This is a genomic window from Bradyrhizobium sp. CCGUVB14, assembly GCF_024199935.1.
In the GTDB taxonomy this organism is placed as follows: domain Bacteria; phylum Pseudomonadota; class Alphaproteobacteria; order Rhizobiales; family Xanthobacteraceae; genus Bradyrhizobium.
This window is the reverse complement of the sequence record NZ_JANADS010000001.1, coordinates 8,754,853-8,779,775: the sequence shown is the minus strand read 5'-3', so window position 1 is coordinate 8,779,775 and position 24,923 is coordinate 8,754,853. Positions and strand designations below refer to the sequence as shown.

Sequence of the window (24,923 nt, the reverse complement as noted above, 5' to 3'; positions counted from 1 at the left end):
GTTGCGGAAAATTGCGGGAAATCGCGCCTTGAAACGCTCCAAACCTGTAAACTTTTTCGAGATCGGGCCGAAGTTTCTTGCGGTGCAGCGGCACACGTTTTAGGGTGTCTGCATTCCCACAATCAGAGTCGTGAGGCCAAAGGGTTCACGACGCTTGTCAGGAGATGACGATGGCCTTCCTTGCTGCTGCGCTCGACCGTGTGAAGCCGTCCGCGACCATCGCGGTCACGGATAAAGCACGCGCGCTGAAAGCGGCGGGCCGCAACGTCATCGGCCTCGGCGCCGGCGAGCCCGACTTCGATACGCCCGCCAACATCAAGCTGGCGGCGATCCACGCCATCGAAGCCGGTAAGACCAAGTACACTGCGGTCGACGGTATCCCCGAGCTGAAGGAAGCCATCATCGGCAAATTTCAGCGCGAGAACGGCGTCGTCTACAAGCCGAACCAGATCATCGTCGGCACCGGCGGCAAGCAGGTGCTCTACAATGCGCTGATGGCGACCATCAATCCGGGTGACGAGGTGATCATCCCCGCGCCGTACTGGGTCAGCTATCCCGAGATGGTGGCGCTCGCCGGCGGTGAGCCGGTGTCGGTGGTCTGCACCGCCGCGACCGGCTTCAAGCTCCAGGCCGATGCGCTCGAGCGCGCGATCACGCCGAAGACCAAATGGGTCATCCTGTGCTCGCCGTCGAACCCGACCGGCGCGGCCTACACCCGCGCCGAGCTGAAGGCGCTCACCGACGTGCTGGTCAAGCATCCGCATGTGTGGGTGATGACCGACGACATGTACGAGCACCTCGTCTACGACGACTTCCAGTTCACCACCGTCGCGCAGGTCGAGCCCAGCCTCTACGACCGCACGCTCACCGTGAACGGCGTGTCGAAGGCCTATTGCATGACCGGCTGGCGTATCGGTTACGCCGGTGGTCCTGCGCAGCTGATCAAGGCGATGTCGACGATCCAGTCGCAGTCGACCTCGAACCCGTCGTCGATTGCGCAGTGGGCTGCGGTCGAAGCGCTGAACGGTCCGCAGGACTTCATCCCCGCGAACAACAAGGTGTTCAAGGAGCGCCGCGACCTCGTCGTCTCCATGCTCAACCAGGCCAAGGGCATCGAGTGCCCGCGTCCGGAAGGCGCGTTCTATGTCTATCCGTCCTGCGCCGGCACGATCGGCAAGACCGCGCCGTCGGGCAAGGTGATCGACAACGACGAGACCTTCGTGACCGAGCTGCTCGAGACCGAAGGCGTCGCGGTGGTGCAGGGTTCGGCCTTCGGCCTCGGCCCGGCCTTCCGCATCTCCTATGCGACCAAGACCTCGGACCTCGAAGACGCCTGCAAGCGCATCCAGCGCTTCTGCGGCAATCTGCGCTAAGCCCGCAGTAACGATCCGACACGAAAGGGCCCGCGTAGCGCGGGCCCTTTTTTCTTTCACGTCCGCGCGATCTGGCACGTCCGCGCCACTTGTGGCATAGACCGTCCTGCGGCGTCCTGCCGCGCTTCTCCAATGCTCGCATCACATTCATCGCCGGAGACATTTTCATGCGCCGCTCACTCCTTCTTGCCGGACTCACGGCCGCCAGCCTCGTTGCCTCCGTTGCGGGCGCCAGCGCGCAGTCGCGACTGGTGCAGGTCGGCGTGCTCGAATGCCGTGGCGGCGCCAGCGTCGGCTTCGTGGTCGGATCGGTGACCCATCTCGGCTGCGTCTTGCGCGTCGATGGCATGCCCGACGACCGCTATGTCGCGACGATCAGCAAAATCGGCATCGACCTCGGCATCACCCAGGAGACGGCGCTTGCCTGGGGCGTGTTCGCACCCGTCAACCGCCTCGGCCCCGGCGATCTCTCCGGCAATTATGCCGGCGCGCAGGGCAGCGCCTCGGTCGGCGTCGGCCTCGGCGGTAACGTGCTGGTCGGTGGCTCCAACAATTCGATCGCGCTTCAGCCGCTCAGCGTGCAGGGCCAGGTCGGCCTCAACGTTGCGGCCGGACTCGAGAGCCTGGAACTCCGTCCGGGCCGTTAAGACGCGCCAATCGTAGTGCTGCTCCACCTCTCTCCGCTGGCGAGAGGTGGAACACCATCCGTTAAGACCTGATCTCACTGACGACGCACCGCAGCGACGTTTGATGCTTGCCAAATCTCGGGGACGGGCAGAGCATCTGCGCTTGCCGACCCAATCATGGGCCGAGCTCCACACCAAGGAGGCGGCGAATGGGACAAGACGTCAGAAGTCCCCGAGGTCCACGGTGCATTGCGCTGGTGGGCCCTTTCCAAAGCGGTAAAACCACACTTCTCGAAGCGATCCTGGCGCGAACGGGCGCAATCCCGCGTGCCGGCAGCGTCGACGCCGGAACCTCCGTCGGCGACGCCACGCCTGAAGCCCGTCATCACAAGATGACCGTCGGGCTTACTGCCGCCACCACGAGTTTCATGGGCGACAGCTATACCTTCCTGGATTGTCCCGGTTCCGTCGAGTTCGCCCACGACATGCGCGCCGCGCTTCCTGCCGTCGACGCCGCAATCGTGGTCTGCGAGGCCGACGAGAAGAAGCTGCCGCAGCTTCAGATCATCCTGCGCGAGCTGGAGGAGCTGAAGATCCCGCGTTTCCTGTTCCTCAACAAGATCGACCGCGCCAACAAGCGCATCCGCGAGACGCTCGCGATGCTCCAGCCCGCCTCGCGCGTGCCGCTGGTGCTGCGCCAGATCCCGATCTGGAAGGGCGAGCTGATCGAGGGCTTTGTCGATCTCGCGCTGGAACGAGCTTTCGTCTATCGCGAGCACAAGGCGTCCGAAGTGGTCGCGCTCGAAGGCGGCGATCTCGATCGCGAGAAAGAGGCCCGCTTCTCGATGCTCGAGAAGCTCGCCGATCACGATGACGCGCTGATGGAGCAATTGCTGGAGGATATCCAGCCGCCGCGCGATGCCGTGTTCGACGATCTCGCCCGCGAGCTGCGCGAGGGCGTGATCTGCCCGGTCCTGCTCGGAGCTGCCGCGCGCGAAAACGGCGTGTTGCGTCTGATGAAGGCGCTGCGCCACGAGGCGCCCGGCATTGCGGAGACCGCAAAACGTCTCGGCGCCCCCTCCACCAAGGACGCGCTCGGCTTCGTCTTCAAGACGCTGCACTCGCAGCACGGCGGAAAACTGTCGCTGACGCGGCTGCTCGCCGGCCATCTCGACGACGGCGCCACGCTGCAATCCTCCTCCGGCGGAACGAGCCGGATTTCCGGCATCCTCGCCGTCAACGGCGCTTACGACACCAAGCGTGCCACCGCGGAAGCCGGTGACACCGTGGCGCTCGCCAAGCTCGATCCGATCAAGACCGGCGATACGGTGTCGAGCGGCAAGGCGCCGCCCGCCGGACTGGTCGCCCCGGAACCGACGCCGCCGGTGCTCGCCATCTCGGTTGCGGCCACCGACCGCAAGGACGACGTCAAGCTCGGCCAGGCGTTGATGCGGCTTCATGAGGAGGATCCGTCGCTCGTCGTCGTGCAGAACCCCCAGACCCACGACACCGTGTTGTGGGGACAGGGCGAGATGCACTTACGCGTCGCGAGCGAGCGGCTGCGCGATCGCTTCGGCGTCAAGATCGCCTCGCATCCGCCCGCCATCGGCTACCAGGAGACCATCCGCAAGCCGATCGTCCAGCGTGGCCGCCACAAGAAGCAGTCCGGCGGTCACGGCCAGTTCGGCGATGTCGTGCTCGACATCAAGCCGCTGCCGCGCGGCGAAGGCTTCAAGTTCGCCGAGAAGGTCGTCGGCGGTGCGGTGCCGCGCAACTATATCGGTGCGGTGGAAGAGGGCGTCGTCGACGGGCTCGCCCGCGGCCCGCTCGGCTTCCCCGTGACCGATCTGCAGGTGACGCTGACCGACGGCTCGTATCACAGCGTCGATTCCTCCGACCTCGCCTTCCGTACGGCGGCGCGGGTCGGGCTCAACGAAGGCCTGCCGCAATGCCAGTCGGTGCTGCTGGAGCCGATCCACGTGGTCGAGATCGTCTGTCCGACCGACGCCACCGCCAAGATCAACGCGATCCTGTCGGCGCGGCGCGGCCAGATCCTCGGCTTCGACACCCGCGACGGCTGGAGCGGCTGGGACTGCGTCCGCGCCATGATGCCGGAAGCCGAGATCGGCGAGCTCATCGTCGAGCTGCGTTCGGCAACGGCAGGTGCGGGCAGCTTCACCCGTCAGTTCGACCACATGGCCGAAGTCACCGGTCGCGCCGCCGACCAGATCATCGCCGCGCATCAACACGCGGCGTGATTCTGCGAAGGAGGTCATTCTCTCGCTCCTCTTCCCGCTCGCGCGGGGAGAGGAGAGATGAGCTGGGGTCTCTCCACCCGTCATTGCGAGGAGCGAAGCGACGAAGCAATCCAGTCCGTCTCCGTCGCGGGATTTCTGGATTGCTTCGCTACGCTCGCGATGACGGAAGAGGAGCTTGGCGCTCATCTATCACCGTCACCCTGAGGTGCTCGTCTTGCGAAGCAAGGCGAGCCTCGAAGGGCGACGGCCCGGCTGCATCGTGGCCGTACATCCTTCGAGGCTCCCCAAACGGCGCGCCGCGCCGCTCGGCTCGCACCTCAGGATGACGGAGCTACGGCAGGTTCATTGGCAGATGGGTTGGCGGTGAGAGCGCTTGCGTTCGCCGTTTCATGATGTATTTTACATCATTGTGAATGCTTCAGATATCACTTATAACTCCTGACACGTGAGGCCCAGGTGATCACGTCATTCCAGATGCGGGCAGCCCGCGCGCTGCTTGGCATCGACCAGAAAGCCCTGGCCGAGCTCGCCGGCGTGTCGCTGCCGACCATCCAGCGGATGGAGGCCTCTACCGGCAATGTGCGTGGCGTGGTCGAGACCTTGATCAAGGTGGTCGAGGCGTTCGACCGGGCCGGCGTCGAGCTGATCGGCGAACAGGCCCGCAGCGACAGCGGCGGGCGGGGCGTTCGCCTGAAGCAGCCGGGGCCGCCGCGCCGCGTGGGGGCATGATCGCGACGATCATGCCCGGGATCAGGATGAACTAACGCACCGTCGCGTCCGATCGCGGCCGCACGATGCAGTTGAGCATTGTGGGGCAGCGGAGCATGAGCATCACCAGCGAGCGGGCAGGCGGACTGCATCAGCTGCGTCAGCCGACCTTTGCCGAACTCTATCTGCCGAAGCTCATCACCGTCTGGCGCGAGGGCTATGGCGTCGCGGATTTCCGCGCCGACATATTTGCGGGCCTCACCGTTGCGATCGTCGCGCTGCCGCTGTCGATGGCGATCGCGATCGCCTCGGGCGTGACGCCGGATCGCGGGCTCTACACAGCGGTCGTCGGTGGCTTCATCGTGTCGCTGCTTGGCGGCAGCCGGTTTCAGATCGGTGGGCCCGCGGGGGCCTTCATCGTGCTCGTCGCAGTGACCGCGGAGCGGCACGGCGTCGACGGCGTCATCCTCGCCACCATGATGGCGGGAATGGTGTTGATCGCCGCGGGTTTCTTGCGCATCGGCACCTACATCAAGTTCATTCCCTATCCCGTCACGGTCGGCTTCACCGCCGGTATCGCCGTGATCATCTTTTCGAGCCAGCTCCGCGATCTCTCGGGGATTACGCTTGCGGGGAAGGAGCCGAGCGAGTTCGTTGCAAAGCTCGTCGCGCTGGCCGGCGGCTTGCACACGATCAATCCGTCGGCGGTCGCGGTCGCGCTCGCCAGCATCGCCATCATCGCCTGCTTGCGGATCTGGCGGCCGTCCTGGCCCGGCATCCTGATCGCGGTCGTGTTCGCAGCCGTCGTGTGCGCGGTGTTCGCGCTGCCGGTGGAAACCATCGGCTCGCGCTTCGGCGGCATCCCGCGCGAATTGCCGTCACCGGCGCTGCCGGCGTTCTCGCTCGAAAAGGCAAAAGCGGTGCTGCCCGATGCGATCTCGTTCGCGCTGCTGGCGGCCATCGAATCGCTGCTGTCGGCGGTGGTCGCCGACGGCATGACCGGCCGCCGTCACCGCTCCAATTGCGAGCTGGTGGCGCAAGGTGCCGCCAATATCGGCGCGGCGCTGTTCGGCGGCATCTGTGTCACGGGCCTGATCGCGCGCACCGCGACCAACATCCGCGCCGGCGCGCGCGGGCCGCTGGCGGGCATGCTGCACGCGATCTTCCTGCTGCTGTTCATGCTGGTCGCAGCCCCGCTCGCGAGCTACATCCCGCTCGCCGCACTCGCCGCCGTGCTGGTCGTGGTGTCCTGGACCATGGCGGAGAAGCACGAATTCGCAACGCTGCTGCGCTCGTCCTGGGGCGATGCCGTCGTGCTGCTGGCAACCTTCCTGCTCACGATCTTCCGCGATCTGACCGAAGGCATTCTGGTCGGCTTCGCGCTCGGTGCGGTGCTGTTCATCCATCGCATGGCCGAGATGACCGGCATCGAGGAGCGCTCGCCGCTGGTCGCGGCCGATCGCCCCGATGACGGCAATGGCGAGCGCGTGCCTTACGATCCCGCGCTCGCGGTCGATCGCGACGTGCTGGTCTATCGCATCACCGGCGCGTTCTTCTTCGGTGCGGCGTCGGCCATCGGTAACGTGCTCGACGGCGTCGCCGACGAGCGCAAGGGCTTTGTCGTCGATTTCGCCGCGGTGCCGTTCCTGGATTCCACCGCGGCCAACGTGCTCGGCCGCGTCGCCGCCAAGGCGCACCGCCAGGACATCAAGCTGTTCATCACCGCCGCATCGCCCTCCGTCCGCGAGGCGCTGCAGACCCATGGCGTTACCGAGCCGCACGCGCATTATCGCGAGACGATCGAGCGCGCGGTCGCCGACATCAAGGGCGGCGAAGCCGCGGTTCTCGCGAGCTGACGTCGCGCTCTTCTCAAGGCCGCCGATTTGACCGACACTGCCGCATCGCGGCGGTGGTGTCTTCTACATGCTCAATTCGGGTCGCAACATTGCGCTGGCGTGCGCGCTCAGCATGCTGGCAGGCTATGTCGACGGCATCGGCTTCCTGCATCTCGGCGGCCTGTTCGTTTCGTTCATGAGCGGCAATTCCACGCGCCTCGGCGTCAGCCTGGCGGAGACGCAGTGGTGGCAGGCCGCCGGCGCGCTTGGCCTGATCGCCCTGTTCGTGGTGGGCGCCGCAGCCGGCAGCCTCGTGGTGCTCGGCGGCGGCACCGAGCGGCAGCCCTGGCTCTTGCTGATCGAAGCCGCTTTGCTGGCCGGCGCCGGACTTTGCCATGCCTTTGGCCTGCAAACCCTCGCGATCACGGGGATCGTGCTCGCGATGGGCCTGGAGAATGCCGTGTTCCAGATCGACGGCGGCGCGGGCCTCGGTCTCACCTATGTCACGGGCGCGCTGGTGAAGGCCGGTCAGCTCCTCGCGGTCAGCCTCACCGGGGGACCGCGCTGGGGCTGGGCGCCGAACCTGCTGCTGTGGGCGGCGCTGGTCGCGGGCTCCGCAGCCGGAGCGCTCGCCTATCTGAGGATCAATCTCGCCGCGATCTGGTTTGCCGCGGGCGCGGCGCTGGCGCTGGCCGCGATCGTCGCCGCCGCGATGCGGCGCCCGCGCGCTTGACAGCGCCTGCGGGACGCGAAATGGATCGCCTCCCACGCTCTGTTTCAGGGGACGACGATTGTGACCAAACCGCCCGCAGCCTGTTTGATCGGATGGCCGGCAGCGCATTCGCGCTCACCGCTGATCCATCATTACTGGCTGCGTACGCTCGGCATTGCAGGCGGCTATGTCATCGAGGCCGTTCCGCCCGAGGATCTGCGCGATTTCGTGCTGCGGCTGTCGCTGCGCGGCTTCGTCGGCGCCAATGTCACCATCCCGCACAAGGTCGGCGTGCTGGAGCTTTCGATCCCCGATGCACGTGCCCGGGCCGTGGGCGCTGCCAACACGCTGTGGTTTGCCGATGGCGAGCTGCGTTCGACCAATACCGACGTCGAGGGCTTTCTCGGCAATCTCGACGCCAGCGCGCCCGGTTGGGACGGGGCCGACGAAGCGCTGGTGATGGGGGCCGGCGGCTCCTCGCGCGCGGTGGTGTTCGGCCTGCTCGAACGCGGCTTCAAGCGCATTCATCTCGCCAACCGCACTGTGGCGCGGGCCGAGGCGCTGGCCGCGCAATTCGGGCCGAACGTGCATCCGCTCGGCTGGGACGGGATCAATGACGTCCTGCCGCGGGCAAAACTTCTTGTGAACACGACCTCGCTCGGCATGCACGGCCAGCCCGCGCTCGAGGTCGATGTGGCGCACCTGCCAGCAGACGCCGTCGTTGCCGACCTCGTCTATGTCCCGCTGGTGACGCCGCTGCTGGCGGCGGCCGAAGCCCGCGGGCTGAAGACCGGCGACGGACTCGGCATGCTGCTGCACCAGGCGGTGCGCGGCTTCGAGCTGTGGTTCGGCCAGCGGCCCGAGGTGACCGCGGAGCTGCGCGCGCTGGTCGAGGCCGATCTCACAAAGACTTGAGAGAATAGTGCGCCGTCTCCGGCGTTCACTATTCGTGGGGACAATCGGAGACAATTCATGACGATCCAACGTGCCAGTTTCACGCGTCCGCTCATCGCCGTTGCGATGGTGGCTGCTTCCACCTTTGCTGCCGTCGCGCAAAAGGCGCCGGTGCCGACCCGCGTGCGTGGCACGATCGAGAGCGTCGATGGTGACACGCTGCAGGTCAAGTCGCGCAGCGGCGAGGACGTCAAGCTCCACATCGCATCCGACGTCCGCGTGGCCGGCGTCACCAAGATTTCGCTCGCCGACATCAAGGTCGGTTCCTTCGTCGGCGCGACGACCGTGCCGGGACCGGACGGCGGCGAGAACGCCGTCGAGGTTCACGTGTTTCCGGAGAGCATGCGCGGCACCGGCGAAGGCTCGCGGCCCTATGACCTCAAGCCCAATTCCAGCATGACCAATGCGACGGTGTCGGAGAGCGTGGTCGGCAATGACGGCCACACGCTGCTGGTGAAGTACAAGGACGGCGAGAAGAAGGTGTTCGTCTCCGATATGACACCGGTGGTGACCTTCGTGCCCGGCGACAAGTCCGAGCTGAAGGCCGGCGCCAAGGTCATCGCCTTCATGAAGCAATTGCCGGATGGCTCGTTCGAGACCAACCGCGTCAATGTCGGCCGCGACGGCCTCACCCCGCCGATGTGATCAGGAATTCAGGGAATAGCGGCGGTCGCACGGGGTTTGCCGTGTGATCGCCGCAACATGCCTGGAAGGGACAAGGCCATGCCGACACTGATCAACTGGATGCCGCGCGCCGTCGTGGCAGCATTCGTCACCTTTATCGCCGTATCGACCGCCTCGGCGCAGCAGCAGGCGCCGACCGTCCGCATCCGCGGCGCCATCGAAAGCGTCGACGGCAACACGCTCGGCATCAAGACGCGCGAAGGCACCGACGTGAAGGTGAAGATGACCGACAACGTCGCCGTCTTCGCGGTGGTGAAGACCGAGCTCTCCGAGATCAAGGAGGGCTCCTATATTGGCGTCACCGCCATGCCCGAGCCCGACGGCACGCAGAAGGCCATTGCCGTCCACATCTTCCCGGAGAACCAGCGCGGCGCCGCCGAAGGCTTCCGCCCCTGGGATGCCCGCGCCAATTCGACCATGACCAATGCCACCGTGGCGCAGACGGTGAAGGGCACCGACGGCCAGAACATCACGGTCAAATACAAGGACGGCGAGAAGAAAGTCGTGGTGCCGCCGGAGACCCCGATTGTCACCTTCGTCGCGAGCGACAAGTCGGAAGTGAAGCCCGGCGCCAAGCTGATCATCTTCGGTGCGGCGAAGAAGGATGACGGCACGCTGGAAGCGAACCGGGTCAATGTCGGCCGGGATGGAATTACGCCGCCGATGTGAGGCGGAGCTGCCGCTATATCCTCACTGTCGTCCCGGCCTAGTGCGCAATTGCGCACGGGGCGCCGGGACCCATACCGCGTGATCTTTCGATAGTCGCAGGTATCAGTACCGGGCGAAGGCTGAACCACTTCCAGTCTTCGCCAAACCACTGCCTGTGGTTATGGGTCCCGGCCTTCGCCGGGACGACAGTAGCGTTTGTAGCGGCAGCGCTTTGCCCCTGCACCGCCGTCGCTACGGCGCTTCCGCGATGATGTGCTCGTCGATCTCGTCGATCCGGTTGACGCCGCACAGGCCCATGGTCGTGAGCAGCTCCTTCTGGATGATGTCGATCGCCTTGGCGACGCCGGCCTGGCCGCCGGCCCCCAGCCCATACGCATAGGCGCGGCCGATCATGCAGGATTTTGCGCCGAGCGCGAGCGCGCGCATCACGTCCTGGCCGGAGCGGATGCCGCCGTCGAACATGATCTCCATCCTCGACCCGACCGCGTCGGCGATCTCGGGCAGCACCTCGATCGAGGACGGCGCGCCGTCGAGCTGACGGCCGCCATGGTTCGACACCACCAGCGCCTGCGCGCCGGTCTTGGCCGCTTCCTCGGCGTCCTCGACGTCGAGAATGCCCTTGATGATGAGCTTGCCCGGCCAGATGCTCCGGATCCACGCGACGTCCTTCCAGTTCAGCGAAGTGTCGAACTGCGACGCCGTCCATTCGGCCAGCCGGTTGAGGTCCTCGGTGTTCTTCACATGGCCGGCGATGTTGCCGAAGGTGCGGCGCTTGCCCTGCAGCACGCCGGAGACCCAGGCCGGCTTGGTCGCGAAATCGATGAATTTCGACAGCGACCATTCCGGCGGGATCGTCATGCCGTTCTTGATGTCGGCATGGCGCTGGCCGATCACCTGCAAGTCGACGGTGAGCACGAGCGCGCTGCACTTCGCCGCGATCGCGCGCTGGACCAGCTCCTTGATGAAGCCGCGGTCCTTCATGACGTAGAGCTGGAACCAGAATGGCTTGTCGACGGCGGCGGCGATGTCCTCGATCGAGCAGATCGACATCGTCGACTGCGTGAACGGGATGCCGGCGGCCTGCGCCGCGCGGCAGGCATGGATCTCGCCGTCGCCGTGCTGCATGCCGAGCAGGCCCACCGGCGCCAGGATCAGCGGCATGGTCGATTTCTCGCCGAGGATCGTGGTCGCGGTGTCGCGCCTGGAGACGTCGACCAGGATGCGCTGGCGGAACTTGATCGCCTGCATGTCCTCGCGATTGGCGCGCAGGGTTTCCTCGGCATAGGAACCGCGATCGCAATAGTCGAAGAACGCCTTCGGCACCCGGCGCTTATGCAGCGCGCGAAGATCGTCGATACAGGTGATGTGCTTCATGAACGTTCCCCGGCCGTCTCGTATTTAAAGTCTTGCATCGGAAGGTTTCGGGGTCATCTAGCATGGTTGGATGCACAGCCAAATCGTTTGCGAGAGGGGCGCCATGACCAAGCCGCGCACGGGACCTTCGCCCGAAGAGATCAAGGAGAAGCAGGACCTCGAGGACGCCTTGGAGGAGGGTCTGGAAGAGACCTTTCCGGGCTCCGATCCCGTGAACGTCACCCAGCCGGCGCCGAGCCGCGGGGACCGCCACGTCAAGCGAACGGATTAGCCCGGAATTCCCGCTCGGCCCGCCTTTTGGGAGAAAATATAGCGTTAACAATATGTTATTGTGGGCAGAGCGTGCCCTGGTTCCGTAATGATTCATCATATTTTTTGAAGCCAAGTTAGCCGCGAACGCTTTATAAGACCCAAGCGTAATCAGGGATGGCGGAGCCGTAGAAGGCATCCGGTAGTTGTCGTGGGGATCCCTGGTTGTTGCGTGGGGGACGATATGAGCCGCAAATATTTCGGGACTGACGGGATTCGGGGCCGCGCCAACGGACTGATCACGCCGGAGCTCGCGCTCAAGGTCGGCCAGGCCGCGGGCCTCGCATTCCAGCGCGGTGAGCATCGCCATCGTGTCGTGATCGGCAAGGACACCCGCCTGTCCGGCTACATGATCGAATACGCGATGGTCGCGGGCTTCACCTCGGTCGGCATGGACGTGCTGCTGGTCGGCCCGATGCCGACGCCGGCGGTCGCGATGCTCACCAAGTCGATGCGCGCCGATCTCGGCGTCATGATCTCGGCCTCGCACAATCTGTTCGAGGACAACGGCATCAAGCTGTTCGGCCCACAGGGCTTCAAGCTCTCCGACGATGTCGAGAAGCAGATCGAGCTGCTGCTCGACGAGCCGATGGACAAGAAACTCGCGCAAAGTGCGAGCCTGGGCCGCGCCCGCCGTATCGACGGCGTGCATGACCGTTACATCGAATTCGCCAAGCGCACGCTGCCGCGCGATCTCTCGCTCGACGGCCTGCGCGTCGTGATCGATTGCGCCAATGGTGCCGCCTACAAGGTGGTGCCGGAAGCGCTGTGGGAATTGGGCGCCGACGTGGTGCCGATCGGCGTCGAGCCCGACGGCTTCAACATCAACAAGGATTGCGGCTCGACCTCGCCGGAAGCGTTGTCACGCAAGGTGCGCGAGATGCGCGCCGATATCGGCATTGCGCTCGACGGTGATGCGGACCGCGTCATCCTGGTCGACGAACGCGGCCATGTCGTCGACGGCGACCAGCTGCTGGCGGTGATCGCGCAGAGCTGGAAGGAAGACGGGCGGCTGTCGCATCCCGGCATCGTCGCGACCGTGATGTCCAATCTCGGCCTCGAGCGCTTCCTGAAAGGGCAGGGGCTCGATCTCGTGCGCACGCCGGTCGGCGATCGCTACGTGCTCGAGCAGATGCTGACCGGCGGCTACAATCTCGGTGGCGAGCAGTCCGGCCACATCATCCTGTCCGACTACGCCACCACCGGCGACGGCTTCGTGGCCGCGCTGCAGGTGCTGGCCGTGGTGCAGAAGCTGCGCCGGCCGGTGTCCGAAGTCTGCCACCGCTTCGACCCGCTGCCGCAGATCCTCAAGAACGTTCGCCACAAGGGCGGCAAGCCGCTCGACGCGTCCGAAGTGCAGTCGGCGATCTCCGACGGCGAGAAGCGGCTCAACGGCCATGGCCGCCTCCTGATCCGCTCCTCGGGCACCGAGCCCGTGATCCGCGTCATGGGCGAGGGTGAGGACCGCGTCCTGGTCGAGGACGTCGTCGACACCATCGTCTCCGCGCTGGGACAGGCCGCGGCGGCCTGAGCCTTTCTTACCCTCCCCTGGAGGGGGAGGGTCGATCGCGCGAAGCGCGAGCGGGGTGGGGTGATCTCTCCCCACGGGCAGCATTCGAGGTGGAGAGACCGTCACCCCACCCCGTCTCACATTTTCGCTGCGCTCGATGTGAGCCGACCCACGAGCGAGCTACGCTCGTCTCGGACCCCTCCAGGGGAGGGCAAGCGACGAGAGCACACACGCATCCCAGCTATCGACGATTGGGAGTGGTTCGGCCGCTCCTTGCATCGTAACCAGGAGATGCGGTGGTTCGCCGCGCCTGCCGGGATGCTCCCTTGAACAAGCCTGTCGTCGTCTCCGAGGAAACGCTGACCGAGCCCGTCGTCGTCAGCGACGTTGCGCCCCCCGCTGCCAAGGCGGTCGCGGGGCCGGCCTATGTCGTGCTCGCCGGCATCAGCTTCTCGCACTTCCTCAACGACACCATGCAGTCGCTGATCGCCTCGGTGTATCCGATCCTGAAGGACACCTACGCGCTCGACTTCGCGCAGATCGGCATGATCACGCTGGCGTTCCAGTTCACGGCGTCGCTGCTGCAGCCGGTGGTCGGGCACTACACCGACAAGAAGGCGCAGCCGTACTCGCTGTCGATCGGCATGGCCTCGACCTTTTTCGGCCTGCTGCTGCTCAGCGCCGCGCACCAATATCTCGTCATCCTGGTTGCCGCAGCCCTGGTCGGTCTGGGATCGGCGGTGTTTCACCCGGAGTCGGCGCGCATCGCGCGGCTCGCCTCCGGCGGCCGCTACGGCTTCGCGCAATCGGTGTTTCAACTCGGCGGCAGCTTTGGCACATCGATGGGCCCGGTGCTTGCTGCGCTCATCGTGGTGCCGTTCGGGCAGGGCAGCATCGCCTGGTTCTCGTCGATCGCGTTCCTCGCCATCGTCATCCTCTGGCGCATCGGCCGTTGGTACGAGCCGCAGATCAAGGCGAAGAAGGCAGTGGTCGCGCAGGCTCATGCTGATGCGCCGAGCTCGCGCCGCGTCGGGGTCGCGCTTGCCGTGCTCGTCGCGCTGTTGTTCTCGAAACAGCTCTACGTCTCGAGCCTGTCGAGCTACTACATCTTCTACCTGATCGACCGTTTCAACGTGTCGACGCAGGCCGCTCAGATGTACCTCTTCATCTTCCTGGCGGCGAACGCAGTCGGTGCGTTTCTCGGCGGACCGCTCGGGGATCGCTTCGGCCGCAAGATCGTGATCTGGATCTCGATCCTCGGCGCGCTGCCGTTCACGCTGGCGCTGCCTTATGCGGGGCTCTACGCGAGCGCGGTGCTGACGGTGATCATCGGTCTCATCATCTCCTCGACGACGTCGTCGATCATCGTGTTCGCGCAGGAGCTGGTACCGCATCGCTTCGGCATGATCTCCGGCGTGTTCTTCGGCGTCGCCTTCGGCATCGGCGGCCTCGGCGCGGCCGTGCTCGGCAAGCTCGCCGACCACACCTCGATCGAGTTCGTCTACCAGGTCTGCGCCTACCTGCCGGCGATCGGGCTGCTTGCGGTGTTCCTGCCAAAATTGCCGCAGCACGCACGTTAACAAATCTTCTTTCGCTGCATTGCGGCTTCATACATCGTTAGGAAATGCGGCGAAGACGCCGCTTTGGCGCGGCATTTTCGCAACGCTCGCACCCGCATCCGCGTGTGCGGTGAGAAAATATCAACCTTAAAAATTAGGGTTAAGTGGCGCTTAAGCATTTGCTGCCATCGTCCGCCCGTGAGTTTCCAGAACGTGAGGCATCTGCATTTTGTCTCACCGGCCATAAGGACGAAGCCAATGCGTAGCGTTAAGTCTCTCCTTGCCGCGGGTGCGGCATCTCTGATCTCGTCGATGGCGTTTGCCGCCGATATGCCGATCGCGGCTCCGCCCCCCATGTACGCGCCGCCCGCTCCGCCCGCCGACTTCGGGGGCTGGTATCTGCGCGGCGACATCGGCATGACCAACCAGACTGCAAAGAGCATCGACAGCGCGACGTCGGCGACGTTCCCGACCACGACCGCCGGCCTTGGCTTCGACTCCTCGCCGCTGTTCGACGTCGGTGTCGGCTATCGCTTCAACAACTGGTTCCGCGCCGACGTGACCGGCCAGTACCGCGGCAAGTCCAATCTGCACGGTTCGCAGAGCGTTGCCCTCGGCGCGGCCGACGTCGAAGCCAACACCTACACCGGCAGCAAGTCCGAGTGGGTCGTCATGGCCAACGCCTATGTCGATCTCGGCACGTGGTGGTGCATCACGCCGTTCATCGGCGCCGGTGTCGGCGGCTCCTACAACCAGCTCTCGAGCTTCCAGGACAACGGCGTTCGCTACACCGCCGGCGCGCTGTCCAACAGCGTCACCTATTTCGACACCAACGGTAAGTGGAACTTCGCGTGGGCCGCCCATGCCGGTCTCGCCTACAAGGTCAATCCCGGGTTCACCGTCGAACTGGCCTACAGCTACATGAATCTCGGCGACGCTGCGCCCGGCAACTTCCGCGCGTTTGATGGCAGCATCTCCGGCCCCTCCACGATCAAGATCAAGAACATCACCTCGAACGACGTGAAGCTCGGCGTGCGCTGGGAGCTCAACAGCCCGCCGGCCTACGTGCCGCCGCCGCTCGTCACCAAGGGCTGATCGCAAGCTCCATCGCTTAACTTCTCTTAACGGCGCGGGATCATCCCGCGCCGTTTTGCTTTGCATATTTTTCATGGCGCGCGGCGACGAAAACGTCAGACGCAACCATTGGTTAAGGTTAACAGGCGATGATCACGCTCGAGAGTTCGGAGTTCGATGGAGCGTTGCAATGCGTAGGCTTTGGGTGGTGGTGGCGGCCTTGGGATCTGTGTCCGCCGCACACGCGGCCGACATGCCGGATCTGCCCGTTCTGCGCGGCGGCTTCACCGACGGCCTGTCCACGACGTCCCACAATTGGGATGGCGCCTATGTCGGCGTCAATGGCGGCTACACGACCAACGCGACCGATTTCAGCCAGAGCGTCGTCGGCCTGACCAACTTCATCTTCCGCGACAGCGTGCTGCAGCAGCCGACCGCGAGCTGGTCGCTCATGAACAAGACCAACACGCAGAGCACGAATTTCGGCGCCTTCGTCGGCCGCAACTGGCAATGGTACGATGCCATCCTCGGTCTCGAGGGCACCTACAGCTACTTCAACAACCTCGCCACGTCGACGTCGGGCTCCAACTCGCTCATCATCACCAATCCGGCCGGCGACAACCCGCCCACCGGCACGACGGACAACTATAACGTCACGTTGACCGGTACCGCCGCGGCGAAGGTCAAGGACATGATTTCGCTCCGCGGACGCGTGGGCTGGGACGGAGGCGACTTCATGCCTTACGCCTTCGCCGGCGCTGCCATCGGCCGGATGGACGTTTCCCGCACGGTGACGAGCGATGTGACGCTGACCCAGATCGTGACGACGACGGGCGCGGGTGGCGCCACCACGACCACGAGCACGACATATGCCGTTCCTGCGCAGTCGCAGACGCAGAGCCAGCATCGAACCAACGCGTTCGCGGTGGGCTGGGTCGCCGGCCTCGGCCTCGAATACTGCATCTGGAACGGTCTGTTCGCGCGGATCGAATACGAATACGTGAAGTTCTCGCCCGTCATGAACACCTCCGTGACGCTGAACAACGCGCGCGTCGGGCTCGGCTACAAGTTCTGACGCGGCTTTGCTGCGCCGCGGTTGACAGGTCGGCCGCGTCCTGATGCTCTGTCGCCAGATGCGGGGCGGCAGCGATGCAGATTTACGGCGACAGCAATTCCGGCAATTGTCTGAAGGTGAAGTGGGTCTGCGACAAGCTCGCATTGCCCTATCGCTGGATCGAGATCGACACCCGCAAGGGCGAGACGCGCACGCCGCAATTCCTGAAGATGAACGGCGCCGGCCAGGTGCCGACCGTCGCCTTCGACGACGGCCGCACGCTGGCGCAGTCCAACGCCATCATCCGCTATCTCGCCCGCGACAGCGCGCTCGTTCCGCGCGATGCCTTTGCCGCAGCCAAGATGGACGAATGGCTGTTCTGGGAGCAGTACAGCCACGAGCCCTATATCGCGGTGTGCCGCTTCCAGCTGGTCTATCTCGGCAAGGATGTCTCCGAGCTCGATCCTGACAAGGTCAAGCGCGGCTATGCGGCGCTCGACCGCATGGAGGCGCATCTCGCCGCCGTCAGCTTCTTTGCGGGCGATGAGGTCTCGCTCGCCGACGTCTCGCTGCTCGCCTATACCCGCCTCGCGCATGAAGGCGGTTTTGATCTCGGCCGCTATGCCGCCATCCGCCGCTGGATCGGAGAGACCGAGGCCCATCTTGGTCTTCCGTCGGCGCGCTGAGTTCCTCGCGCTGAGTCCTGGAGTTTTCTCGATGAACGACCAATCCGTCTCGATCCGTCTCGCGCGCCGCGAGGACGTTCCCGCGATCGTGGCGATGCTCGCCGACGATCATCTCGGCCGCGCCCGCGAGCGCCTCGAGGATCCGCTTCCGGCCGTCTACTATCAGGCGTTCGAGCGTGTCGAGCGCGACCCAAATCTCACGCTCGTGGTGGCCGAGAGCGAGGGCAGGGTGGTCGGATGCCTGCAGCTCGCGGTGCTCGCAGGCATCAGCTCGCAGGGCGGCATTCGTGGCCTGCTCGAGGATGTCCGTGTTGCCAGCGATTGCCGCAGCCGCGGCATCGGCGAACAATTGGTGCAATGGGCGATCGCGGAAGCCAAAGCGCGCGGCTGCAATCTGGTCGAATTGCTGACACATCAGAGTCGCGTCGACGCGCAGCGCTTCTACAAGCGTCTCGGATTTTCACTCAGTCACGCCGGCATGACTGTCCGCTTTTGAAGCGGCGCGTTTTGAGGCAGGTGAATGCGAGCGTTGCATGATCAGCGAAATCGGATCGCGCATTCGTTCATCTTAACAGCTGATAAACTACCCGTTCGTCGTTCACGTTGATCGGGGAACGAACGGTGCTACGCAACGTCAGGACACCGGGCTCGGTCGGTTCGGGGATTTCGATGACAAATTATTCGATGATCAAGGTCGGCAACGACTACGTTGTGCAGGCCAATGACAAATGCATTTTGAAAGTCGGCAGCCGTCGGCGCGCAGCGCAATTGATCAGCGATGCCACGGACTTGCTGAACGCGCTCGCCGCGGTGGAATCCCCCGATATCGTGCCGGAATTGCCCTCACGCCGCCGTGAGCCGCCGGAAGTTTCTTGACGATCCTTCCCGATTCCCGTATCAGCCGCGGCGGGACACCTCCCCCCAACGGGAGGCTTACTATCTGGAAGGGTAGATCATGACTGTAGCGAAGCCCGCTTCGCGGCCGAACGTGCCGCATTTCTCCTCCGGCCCCTGCGCCAAGCGCCCCGGCTGGAACGCCCAAAATCTCAAGGACGCAGCGCTCGGCCGTTCGCATCGCGCGAAGGTCGGCAAGACCAAGCTCAAGCTCGCGATCGATCTGACGCGCGAAGTGCTTGAAGTGCCGGCCGATTATCGCATCGGCATCGTGCCGGCGTCGGATACCGGCGCGGTCGAGATGGCACTGTGGTCGCTGCTCGGCGCACGGCCCGTCACCACGCTCGCCTGGGAATCCTTCGGCGAGGGTTGGGTCAGCGACATCGTCAAGGAATTGAAGCTCAAGGACGTCACCAAGCTCAACGCGGCTTACGGTGAGATTCCCGACCTTTCGAAGGTCGATCCCAAGAGCGACGTCGTCTTCACCTGGAACGGCACCACCTCCGGCGTGCGCGTGCCGAATGCCGACTGGATCAGCGCGACCCGTGAAGGTCTGACCATTTGCGACGCGACCTCGGCCGCCTTCGCGCAGCCGCTCGACTGGGCCAAGCTCGATGTCGTCACCTTCTCCTGGCAGAAGGCGCTCGGCGGCGAAGCCGCGCACGGCATGCTGATCCTGTCGCCCCGCGCGGTGGAGCGGCTCGAGACCTACAAGCCGGCCTGGCCGCTGCCGAAGATCTTCCGCATGACCAAGGGCGGCAAGATCAACGAAGGCATCTTCGTCGGCGAGACCATCAACACGCCGTCGATGCTGTGCGTCGAGGACTATCTCGATGCGCTGAACTGGGCAAAGTCGATCGGTGGCCTGAAGGCCCTGATCGGTCGCGCCGATGCCAACACCAAGGTGCTCGCCGACTGGAAGGCGAAGACCCCCTGGATCGACTTCCTGGCCAAGGACGCGGCGATCCGCTCCAACACTTCGGTGTGCCTGAAGTTCACCGATCCCGCGATCACCTCGCTCTCGGAGGACGCACAGGCCGACTTCTCCAAGAAGCTGGTCGCTCTCGTCGAGAAGGAGGGCGCCGGCTACGACTTCGCGTACTACCGCGATGCGCCGGCAGGCCTGCGCATCTGGTGTGGCGCCACCGTCGAGGCCAAGGATGTCGAGCTGCTGACGCAGTGGATCGACTGGGCCTTCGCCGAGACCAAGGCCCAGCTCGCCAAGGCGGCCTGAGTTTTTCTTTCTTCGCCTCTCCCCGTTCTTACGGGGAGAGGCCGGGTCGCCGGCAGCGCAATTGCGCGCCTGAGCGATCCGGGTGAGGGGCTCTCTCCGCGAGCACTTCGCCTGTGGCTGCCCCTCACCCCAACCCTCTCCCCGTAAGAACGGGGAGAGGGAGAGGAGCTTCCAAGTCACTCACGCATTTTCCGGCCCTCGGGCCGATCCTCCCTTAGGGACGGTGAAGGACACACCTCATGACCAAACCCAAAGTTCTCATTTCCGACGCGCTCTCGCCCGCCGCCGTTCAGATCTTCAAGGACCGCGGCGTCGAGGTCGACTTCCAGCCCAACCTCGGCAAGGACAAGGACAAGCTCGCCGAGATCATCGGCAATTACGACGGCCTCGCGATCCGCTCCGCGACGAAGGCGACCGCCAAGATCCTTGAGAAGGCCACCAACCTCAAGGTGATCGGCCGCGCCGGCATCGGCGTCGACAACGTCGAAATCCCTGCGGCCACCGCCAAGGGCATCATCGTGATGAACACGCCGTTCGGCAATTCGATCACGACCGCCGAGCACGCCATCACCCTGATGCTGGCGCTGGCCCGCGAGATCCCGCAGGCCGACGCATCGACCCAGGCCGGCAAGTGGGAGAAGAACCGCTTCATGGGCGTCGAAATCACCGGCAAGGTGCTCGGCGTAGTCGGCTGCGGCAATATCGGCTCGATCGTCGCCGATCGCGCGCTTGGCCTGCGTATGAAGGTCGTGGCGTTCGACCCCTTCCTGTCGCCGGAGCGCGCCAAGGACATCGGCGTCGAGAAGGTCGACCTCGATGACCTGCTCAAGCGCGCCGACTTCATCACGCTGCATACGCCGCTGACGGAGAAGACGAAGAACATCATCGACGCGGCCGCAATCGCCAAGATGAAGAAGGGCGTGCGCCTGATCAATTGCGCCCGTGGCGGTCTCGTCGACGAGCAGGCCGTGGTCGATGCGCTCAACGCCAAGCACATCGCAGGCGCCGCCTTCGACGTGTTCGTCGAGGAGCCCGCGAATACCAACGTGCTGTTCGGCCATCCCAACGTGATCTGCACGCCGCATCTCGGCGCCTCCACCACGGAAGCCCAGGAGAACGTCGCGCTTCAGGTCGCCGAGCAGATGTCGGACTACCTGCTCACCGGCGCGATCTCGAACGCGGTGAACTTCCCCTCGATCACCGCGGAAGAAGCGCCGAAGCTGAAGCCGTTCATCACGCTCGCCGAGAAGCTCGGCTCGTTCGCCGGTCAGCTCACCGAGAGCGGCATCCTCAAGGTCGAGATCACCTATGAGGGCCATGTTGCCGAGATGAAGATCAAGGCGATCACGTCAGCGGTGCTGTCGGGCCTGCTGCGGCCGATGCTGGGCGAGGTCAATGTCGTGTCCGCGCCGGTCGTCGCCAAGGAGCGCGGCATGGTGGTGGACGAGATCGTCCGCGCCGCCCAGAGCGACTATGAGAGCCTGATCACGGTCACGGTGGCGACGGAGCGCCAGGAGCGCTCGGTCTCGGGCACCGTGTACCACGACGGCAAGCCGCGACTGGTCGACGTCAAGGGCATCCGTGTCGATGCCGAGTTCGGCAAGTCGATGCTCTACATCACCAACGAGGACAAGCCGGGCTTCATCGGCCAGTTCGCGAGCCTGCTCGGCGATGCCAAGATCAACATCGCCACCTTCCATCTCGGCCGCGTCGCGCCCGGAAGCGATGCCATCGCACTGGTCGAGGTCGACGGCGCGGTGCCGGCGGACCTGCTCGCCAAGGTGCAGGCGCTGCCGCAGGTCAAGCAGGTCAAGGCGCTGACGTTCTGAGGCGTCCGCGGGGGGCGCGCCCCACGGAATGACGTCCATCATATATTCCGACGTGCGGAACAACGCCGCCCTTCTCGCGAGGGGCGGCGTTTTTGTTGATGCCGCGCGGCGCTTTATGTCTCCCAAGGCTGCCGAACTTTGTGTACCAATGACGCTCAGAACGTTTCTTGCCAAAGGGAGAAAACAATGCGTGAAGCCGTCATCGTTTCCTACGCGCGCACGGGCCTGGCCAAGTCCGGCCGTGGCGGGTTCAACATCACCCCGCCGATGTCGCTCGCGGCCCACGCCATTCACCACGCCGTCGACCGCGCCGGCGTCGACAAGGAATATGTCGAGGATTGCTATCTCGGCAATTGCGCCCATGGCGCGCCGAACATCGGCCGCCAGGCCGCGCTGCTCGCGGGCCTGCCGAAGTCGACCGGCGGCGTGTCGGTGAACCGCTTCTGCTCCTCGGGGCTTCAGACCATCGCGATGGCTGCGAACTCGATCCGCTCAGACGGCGCCGACTGCATCGTCGCCGGCGGCGTCGAAAGCATCTCGATCCCCGGCGGCGGCTCGCCGAAGGAGTGGGTTGATCCCGAACTGCTCAAGACCGCGCCCGACATCTTCATGGCGATGATCGACACCGCCGACATCGTCGCCGAGCGCTACAAGCTCAGCCGCGAGTACCAGGACGAGTATTCGCTGGAGTCGCAGCGCCGCATGGCCGCCGCCCAGCAGGCCGGAAAGTTCAAGGACGAGATCGTCCCGATGAAGACCAAGATGAAGGTGGTCGACAAGGCGACCAAGGCTGAGAGCATCGTCGACTACGTGGTCGACCGCGACGAGTGCAATCGCCCCGAAACCACGCTGGAAGGGTTGGCCAAGCTTGAGCCGGTGAAGGGCCCGGGCAAGTACGTCACCGCCGGCAACGCCAGCCAGCTCTCCGACGGCGCCGCCGCCGTGGTGCTGATGGAAGCCAAGGACGCCGAGAAGCGCGGCCTCAAGCCGCTCGGCCGCTTCGTCGCGTGGGCAGCCGCGGGCTGCGAGCCGGACGAGATGGGCATCGGGCCGATCTTCGCCGTGCCGAAGCTTTTGAAGCGTCACGGCCTGAAGATCGACGACATCGATCTCTGGGAGCTCAACGAGGCCTTCGCCAGCCAGTGCCTCTATTCGCGCGACAAGCTCGGCATCGATCCCGAGAAGTACAACGTCAACGGCGGCTCGATCGCTATCGGCCATCCCTTCGGCATGACCGGCGCCCGTCTCACCGGCCATCTGCTGCAGGAAGGCGCCCGCCGCAAGGCCAAGTGGGGCGTCGTCACCATGTGCATCGGCGGCGGCCAGGGCGGCGCCGGCCTGTTCGAGATCTACAGCTGATCCAAAACGCCTGAACCAACGAAAGGCACGGCGCCCAAAGCGCCGTGCCTTTTTTTGTTGCGCATCCATCGCGACGAAACTATAGAGGCCCCGTCGGAAAAGGCAGACTTGGTCTGGTAAGCCCAAGTCCTTCTGGTAACGGAAGCTCTGGTCTTTGGCCTTGTGCCGAGATCCCCGCGACGAACATCGGGCGCCACGCAGGCGCTCAATCGTTCGTCCGTGTGATTCTCGTATCTCAGGGAACGCTCCGGTCGAACATCGACCACAGGAGCGTCTCATGCGAACCCAATCCCTCGATATCTACGACGTCGTCATTGCCGGTGCCGGACCGGTCGGCCTGTTTCTCGCCTGCGAGCTGCGGCTCGGCGGTCTCTCGGTGCTGGTGCTGGAACAAGCAGCGGATCCGTACTCGGCGCTGAAGCAGCTTCCGTTCGGCTTGCGCGGCCTGACGTTGCCCACGACGGAAGCCTTTCACCGGCGCGGTCTGCTTGACGATATCCTGGCCGCGCAGCGCGCGACGTCGGGTGCGATCAAGAGTGCCGCACACTGGATGCAGCAGGCGCGCCGGCCCGCCGGTCATTTCGCCGGTCTCCAGTTCTATCAAGAGGACGTCGACGCCGCGAAGTGGCCCTGGCGCCTGCCGACGCCGGCCGATGCCAATGTCGCCGTCGACATGGACACGCTCGAATCCGCGCTCGCTGCGCGCGCAGACGGCATGGGCGTCGACATCCGGCGCGGTCTCGGCGTCACCGCCATTGCCGCCGCGGACCACGACATGACCGTGCAGGCGGGGGGAGAAACGTTTCGCGGTCGCTGGCTCGTCGGTTGCGACGGCGGCCGCAGCGCGGTGCGCAAGATCTGCGGATTCGATTTCGTCGGCACCGACCCCGAATTCACCGGCTATTCCATCGACGTCGAGCTGGCCGATCCGGGGAAACTCAAACCCGGCCGCAACTACACGCCCACGGGCATGTACACCTATGCGCAGCCGGGCACGATCGCGATGGTCGATTTCGACGGCGGCGCGTTCCACCGCAGCGCGCCGATCACACGCGAGCATGTGCAGGATGTCCTGCGCCGCATCTCCTGCACCGACGTCACCATCACCGCGCTCCGCCTGGCCGCGACCTGGACGGACCGCGCCCGGCAGGTCGCAACCTATCGCAAGGGGCGCGTGCTGCTCGCAGGCGACGCCGCGCATACCCATTCGCCGCTGGGCGGCCAGGGCCTCAATCTCGGTCTCGGCGATGCCATGAACCTCGGCTGGAAGCTGGCCGCGACGATCGGCGGCCACGCGCCCGCAGATCTGCTCGACACCTATTCGCAAGAGCGGCACGCGATCGGCGCACAAATTCTCGACTGGTCGCGCGCGCAGGTCGCGATCATGCGGCCGACGCCAAGCGCCCGCGCGCTCCAGGCCATCATCCGCGATCTCATGGCGACCCGCGACGGTGCAACCTATTTCGCCTGTCGCGTGCGCGGTGTCTTGCAGCGCTACGATCTCGGCGGCAGCCATCCGCTGGTCGGCCGCAGTAGTCCCGATTTCGAGCTCTCGGGCGGCACGACGGTCGGAGAGCTGCTCAGGCCAGCGAAAGGCCTGTTGCTGGATTTCGATGCGCGTGCGCCGCTGCAAGTGCTTGCCAGCCGCTGGGGTGATCGGATCGCCTATATCGCAGGCGAGCCGAAGGATCGGCTCGGCTTGAGCGCGGTGTTGGTCCGCCCCGACGGTTTCGTCGCGTGGGCCTGTGATGGCGCCCCCGACGCCGATGAGGTTGCTCTCGCCGCGTCCCGATGGTTCGGCGAACCCACGTCACGGCCATGTGAGCGGCCGGCGGAAACCATGTGAACTCGTTCACACAGGGCAACGCCGAAGCCGCGGTACGATCGGCAGGTCAACCGGATGTCGAGCATTTTCTCGCGCGGCCTGACACATTCATCCAATGAAAAGAAACACCCGCGGGAGATGCTGTGATGAGCATAACCTATGGTGCAACCGGGCTGCGACGGACCGCTGCGAGAAAGCGGTACGTCTCCCAAGCCTTCAGGCAATATTGGCGTGCGTTTTTGCAATGGCGCTGCCGCGAGAGGCTGCGCACCGACCTGTGCAATCTCAGCGATAGGGAGCTGATGGATATCGGCACCACGCGCGGCGAGATCGACTACGTCGCCTCGAACCAGTGGCGCGACCCGCGCGGCATCCGATCCGTCGAATAGCGGCGGCG

At 65.0% G+C, this 24,923-nt stretch carries 23 protein-coding genes; 22 read left to right on the top strand and 1 reads right to left on the bottom strand.

Going from position 1 to position 24,923, the window contains the following annotated elements; genetic code table 11:
* Positions 1-170 precede the first annotated feature (170 nt).
* From NLM32_RS41005 to NLM32_RS40965, 9 genes are all read left to right on the top strand, one after another.
* Positions 171-1,373, top strand: coding sequence for a pyridoxal phosphate-dependent aminotransferase (locus NLM32_RS41005; RefSeq protein ID WP_254134334.1), 1,203 nt, complete (start codon positions 171-173; stop codon positions 1,371-1,373).
* Positions 1,374-1,540: 167 nt separating this feature from the next.
* Complete coding sequence (locus NLM32_RS41000) at positions 1,541-2,020, top strand: DUF992 domain-containing protein (RefSeq protein ID WP_254134333.1); 480 nt, start codon at positions 1,541-1,543, stop codon at positions 2,018-2,020.
* Positions 2,021-2,208: 188 nt separating this feature from the next.
* Positions 2,209-4,257: an elongation factor G gene (locus NLM32_RS40995; protein ID WP_254134332.1), complete on the top strand. Its 2,049-nt coding sequence runs from the start codon at positions 2,209-2,211 to the stop codon at positions 4,255-4,257.
* Between the two features lie 456 nt (positions 4,258-4,713).
* Positions 4,714-4,986, top strand: coding sequence for a helix-turn-helix domain-containing protein (locus tag NLM32_RS40990; RefSeq protein WP_254134331.1), 273 nt, complete (start codon positions 4,714-4,716; stop codon positions 4,984-4,986).
* A gap of 95 nt (positions 4,987-5,081) precedes the next feature.
* Positions 5,082-6,821, top strand: coding sequence for a SulP family inorganic anion transporter (locus tag NLM32_RS40985; protein ID WP_254134330.1), 1,740 nt, complete (start codon positions 5,082-5,084; stop codon positions 6,819-6,821).
* A 67-nt stretch (positions 6,822-6,888) separates the two neighbouring features.
* Entirely contained in the window at positions 6,889-7,533 is a 645-nt protein-coding gene (locus tag NLM32_RS40980) for a YoaK family protein (protein WP_254134329.1), read from the top strand.
* A gap of 60 nt (positions 7,534-7,593) precedes the next feature.
* The gene (locus NLM32_RS40975; protein ID WP_254134328.1) at positions 7,594-8,427 is read left to right on the top strand and encodes a shikimate dehydrogenase; all 834 of its coding nucleotides are present in this window, start codon (positions 7,594-7,596) and stop codon (positions 8,425-8,427) included.
* A gap of 57 nt (positions 8,428-8,484) precedes the next feature.
* Entirely contained in the window at positions 8,485-9,111 is a 627-nt protein-coding gene (locus NLM32_RS40970) for a hypothetical protein (RefSeq protein ID WP_254134327.1), read from the top strand.
* Between the two features lie 78 nt (positions 9,112-9,189).
* Positions 9,190-9,819 (top strand): hypothetical protein, encoded by a 630-nt coding sequence (locus tag NLM32_RS40965; RefSeq protein ID WP_375143615.1) that lies wholly within the window; start codon positions 9,190-9,192, stop codon positions 9,817-9,819.
* A gap of 231 nt (positions 9,820-10,050) precedes the next feature.
* On the opposite strand, the gene NLM32_RS40960 is transcribed toward NLM32_RS40965, so the two are convergent.
* A complete protein-coding gene (locus NLM32_RS40960; RefSeq protein ID WP_254134326.1) occupies positions 10,051-11,193 on the bottom strand; it encodes an alpha-hydroxy acid oxidase in 1,143 nt (380 codons plus the stop codon).
* A 103-nt stretch (positions 11,194-11,296) separates the two neighbouring features.
* On the opposite strand from NLM32_RS40960, the gene NLM32_RS40955 reads away from it, so the two are divergent.
* From NLM32_RS40955 to NLM32_RS40895, 13 genes are all read left to right on the top strand, one after another.
* Positions 11,297-11,464: a hypothetical protein gene (locus NLM32_RS40955; protein WP_254134325.1), complete on the top strand. Its 168-nt coding sequence runs from the start codon at positions 11,297-11,299 to the stop codon at positions 11,462-11,464.
* Positions 11,465-11,686: 222 nt separating this feature from the next.
* Positions 11,687-13,033, top strand: a complete 1,347-nt coding sequence (gene glmM / locus NLM32_RS40950; protein WP_254134324.1) for a phosphoglucosamine mutase — start codon at positions 11,687-11,689, stop codon at positions 13,031-13,033.
* 305 nt (positions 13,034-13,338) lie between these two features.
* Complete coding sequence (locus NLM32_RS40945) at positions 13,339-14,592, top strand: MFS transporter (protein ID WP_254134323.1); 1,254 nt, start codon at positions 13,339-13,341, stop codon at positions 14,590-14,592.
* Positions 14,593-14,829: 237 nt separating this feature from the next.
* Positions 14,830-15,666 (top strand): outer membrane protein, encoded by an 837-nt coding sequence (locus NLM32_RS40940; RefSeq protein ID WP_254134322.1) that lies wholly within the window; start codon positions 14,830-14,832, stop codon positions 15,664-15,666.
* Between the two features lie 169 nt (positions 15,667-15,835).
* On the top strand, positions 15,836-16,720 hold the full coding sequence (locus tag NLM32_RS40935) for an outer membrane protein (RefSeq protein WP_254134321.1): 885 nt from the start codon (positions 15,836-15,838) through the stop codon (positions 16,718-16,720).
* Between the two features lie 74 nt (positions 16,721-16,794).
* Positions 16,795-17,385 carry a glutathione S-transferase family protein gene (locus tag NLM32_RS40930; RefSeq protein ID WP_254134320.1) on the top strand — a complete coding sequence of 197 codons (591 nt, stop codon included), beginning with the start codon at positions 16,795-16,797 and terminating at the stop codon, positions 17,383-17,385.
* A gap of 31 nt (positions 17,386-17,416) precedes the next feature.
* The gene (locus NLM32_RS40925; RefSeq protein ID WP_254134319.1) at positions 17,417-17,881 is read left to right on the top strand and encodes a GNAT family N-acetyltransferase; all 465 of its coding nucleotides are present in this window, start codon (positions 17,417-17,419) and stop codon (positions 17,879-17,881) included.
* A 125-nt stretch (positions 17,882-18,006) separates the two neighbouring features.
* Positions 18,007-18,261: a hypothetical protein gene (locus NLM32_RS40920; protein ID WP_254134318.1), complete on the top strand. Its 255-nt coding sequence runs from the start codon at positions 18,007-18,009 to the stop codon at positions 18,259-18,261.
* Positions 18,262-18,340: 79 nt separating this feature from the next.
* A complete protein-coding gene (locus NLM32_RS40915) occupies positions 18,341-19,513 on the top strand; it encodes a phosphoserine transaminase (protein ID WP_254134317.1) in 1,173 nt (390 codons plus the stop codon).
* Between the two features lie 239 nt (positions 19,514-19,752).
* The gene (serA, locus tag NLM32_RS40910; RefSeq protein WP_254134316.1) at positions 19,753-21,342 is read left to right on the top strand and encodes a phosphoglycerate dehydrogenase; all 1,590 of its coding nucleotides are present in this window, start codon (positions 19,753-19,755) and stop codon (positions 21,340-21,342) included.
* A 186-nt stretch (positions 21,343-21,528) separates the two neighbouring features.
* Complete coding sequence (locus tag NLM32_RS40905; protein ID WP_254134315.1) at positions 21,529-22,701, top strand: acetyl-CoA C-acyltransferase; 1,173 nt, start codon at positions 21,529-21,531, stop codon at positions 22,699-22,701.
* 277 nt (positions 22,702-22,978) lie between these two features.
* Positions 22,979-24,547 carry an FAD-dependent monooxygenase gene (locus NLM32_RS40900; protein WP_254134314.1) on the top strand — a complete coding sequence of 523 codons (1,569 nt, stop codon included), beginning with the start codon at positions 22,979-22,981 and terminating at the stop codon, positions 24,545-24,547.
* Positions 24,548-24,672: 125 nt separating this feature from the next.
* Entirely contained in the window at positions 24,673-24,915 is a 243-nt protein-coding gene (locus NLM32_RS40895; RefSeq protein WP_254134313.1) for a DUF1127 domain-containing protein, read from the top strand.
* The last annotated feature ends 8 nt before the right edge of the window (positions 24,916-24,923 follow it).

Coding starts and splice junctions, on each gene's coding strand:
- NLM32_RS41005 (WP_254134334.1), top strand. CDS start 171: ATGGCCTTCCTTGCTGCTGCGCTCGACCGTGTGAAGCCGTCCGCGACC.
- NLM32_RS41000 (WP_254134333.1), top strand. CDS start 1,541: ATGCGCCGCTCACTCCTTCTTGCCGGACTCACGGCCGCCAGCCTCGTT.
- NLM32_RS40995 (WP_254134332.1), top strand. CDS start 2,209: ATGGGACAAGACGTCAGAAGTCCCCGAGGTCCACGGTGCATTGCGCTG.
- NLM32_RS40985 (WP_254134330.1), top strand. CDS start 5,082: ATGAGCATCACCAGCGAGCGGGCAGGCGGACTGCATCAGCTGCGTCAG.
- NLM32_RS40980 (WP_254134329.1), top strand. CDS start 6,889: ATGCTCAATTCGGGTCGCAACATTGCGCTGGCGTGCGCGCTCAGCATG.
- NLM32_RS40970 (WP_254134327.1), top strand. CDS start 8,485: ATGACGATCCAACGTGCCAGTTTCACGCGTCCGCTCATCGCCGTTGCG.
- NLM32_RS40965 (WP_375143615.1), top strand. CDS start 9,190: ATGCCGACACTGATCAACTGGATGCCGCGCGCCGTCGTGGCAGCATTC.
- NLM32_RS40960 (WP_254134326.1), bottom strand. CDS start 11,193: ATGAAGCACATCACCTGTATCGACGATCTTCGCGCGCTGCATAAGCGC.
- NLM32_RS40955 (WP_254134325.1), top strand. CDS start 11,297: ATGACCAAGCCGCGCACGGGACCTTCGCCCGAAGAGATCAAGGAGAAG.
- glmM (WP_254134324.1), top strand. CDS start 11,687: ATGAGCCGCAAATATTTCGGGACTGACGGGATTCGGGGCCGCGCCAAC.
- NLM32_RS40940 (WP_254134322.1), top strand. CDS start 14,830: ATGCGTAGCGTTAAGTCTCTCCTTGCCGCGGGTGCGGCATCTCTGATC.
- NLM32_RS40935 (WP_254134321.1), top strand. CDS start 15,836: ATGCGTAGGCTTTGGGTGGTGGTGGCGGCCTTGGGATCTGTGTCCGCC.
- NLM32_RS40930 (WP_254134320.1), top strand. CDS start 16,795: ATGCAGATTTACGGCGACAGCAATTCCGGCAATTGTCTGAAGGTGAAG.
- NLM32_RS40925 (WP_254134319.1), top strand. CDS start 17,417: ATGAACGACCAATCCGTCTCGATCCGTCTCGCGCGCCGCGAGGACGTT.
- NLM32_RS40915 (WP_254134317.1), top strand. CDS start 18,341: ATGACTGTAGCGAAGCCCGCTTCGCGGCCGAACGTGCCGCATTTCTCC.
- serA (WP_254134316.1), top strand. CDS start 19,753: ATGACCAAACCCAAAGTTCTCATTTCCGACGCGCTCTCGCCCGCCGCC.
- NLM32_RS40905 (WP_254134315.1), top strand. CDS start 21,529: ATGCGTGAAGCCGTCATCGTTTCCTACGCGCGCACGGGCCTGGCCAAG.
- NLM32_RS40900 (WP_254134314.1), top strand. CDS start 22,979: ATGCGAACCCAATCCCTCGATATCTACGACGTCGTCATTGCCGGTGCC.
- NLM32_RS40895 (WP_254134313.1), top strand. CDS start 24,673: ATGAGCATAACCTATGGTGCAACCGGGCTGCGACGGACCGCTGCGAGA.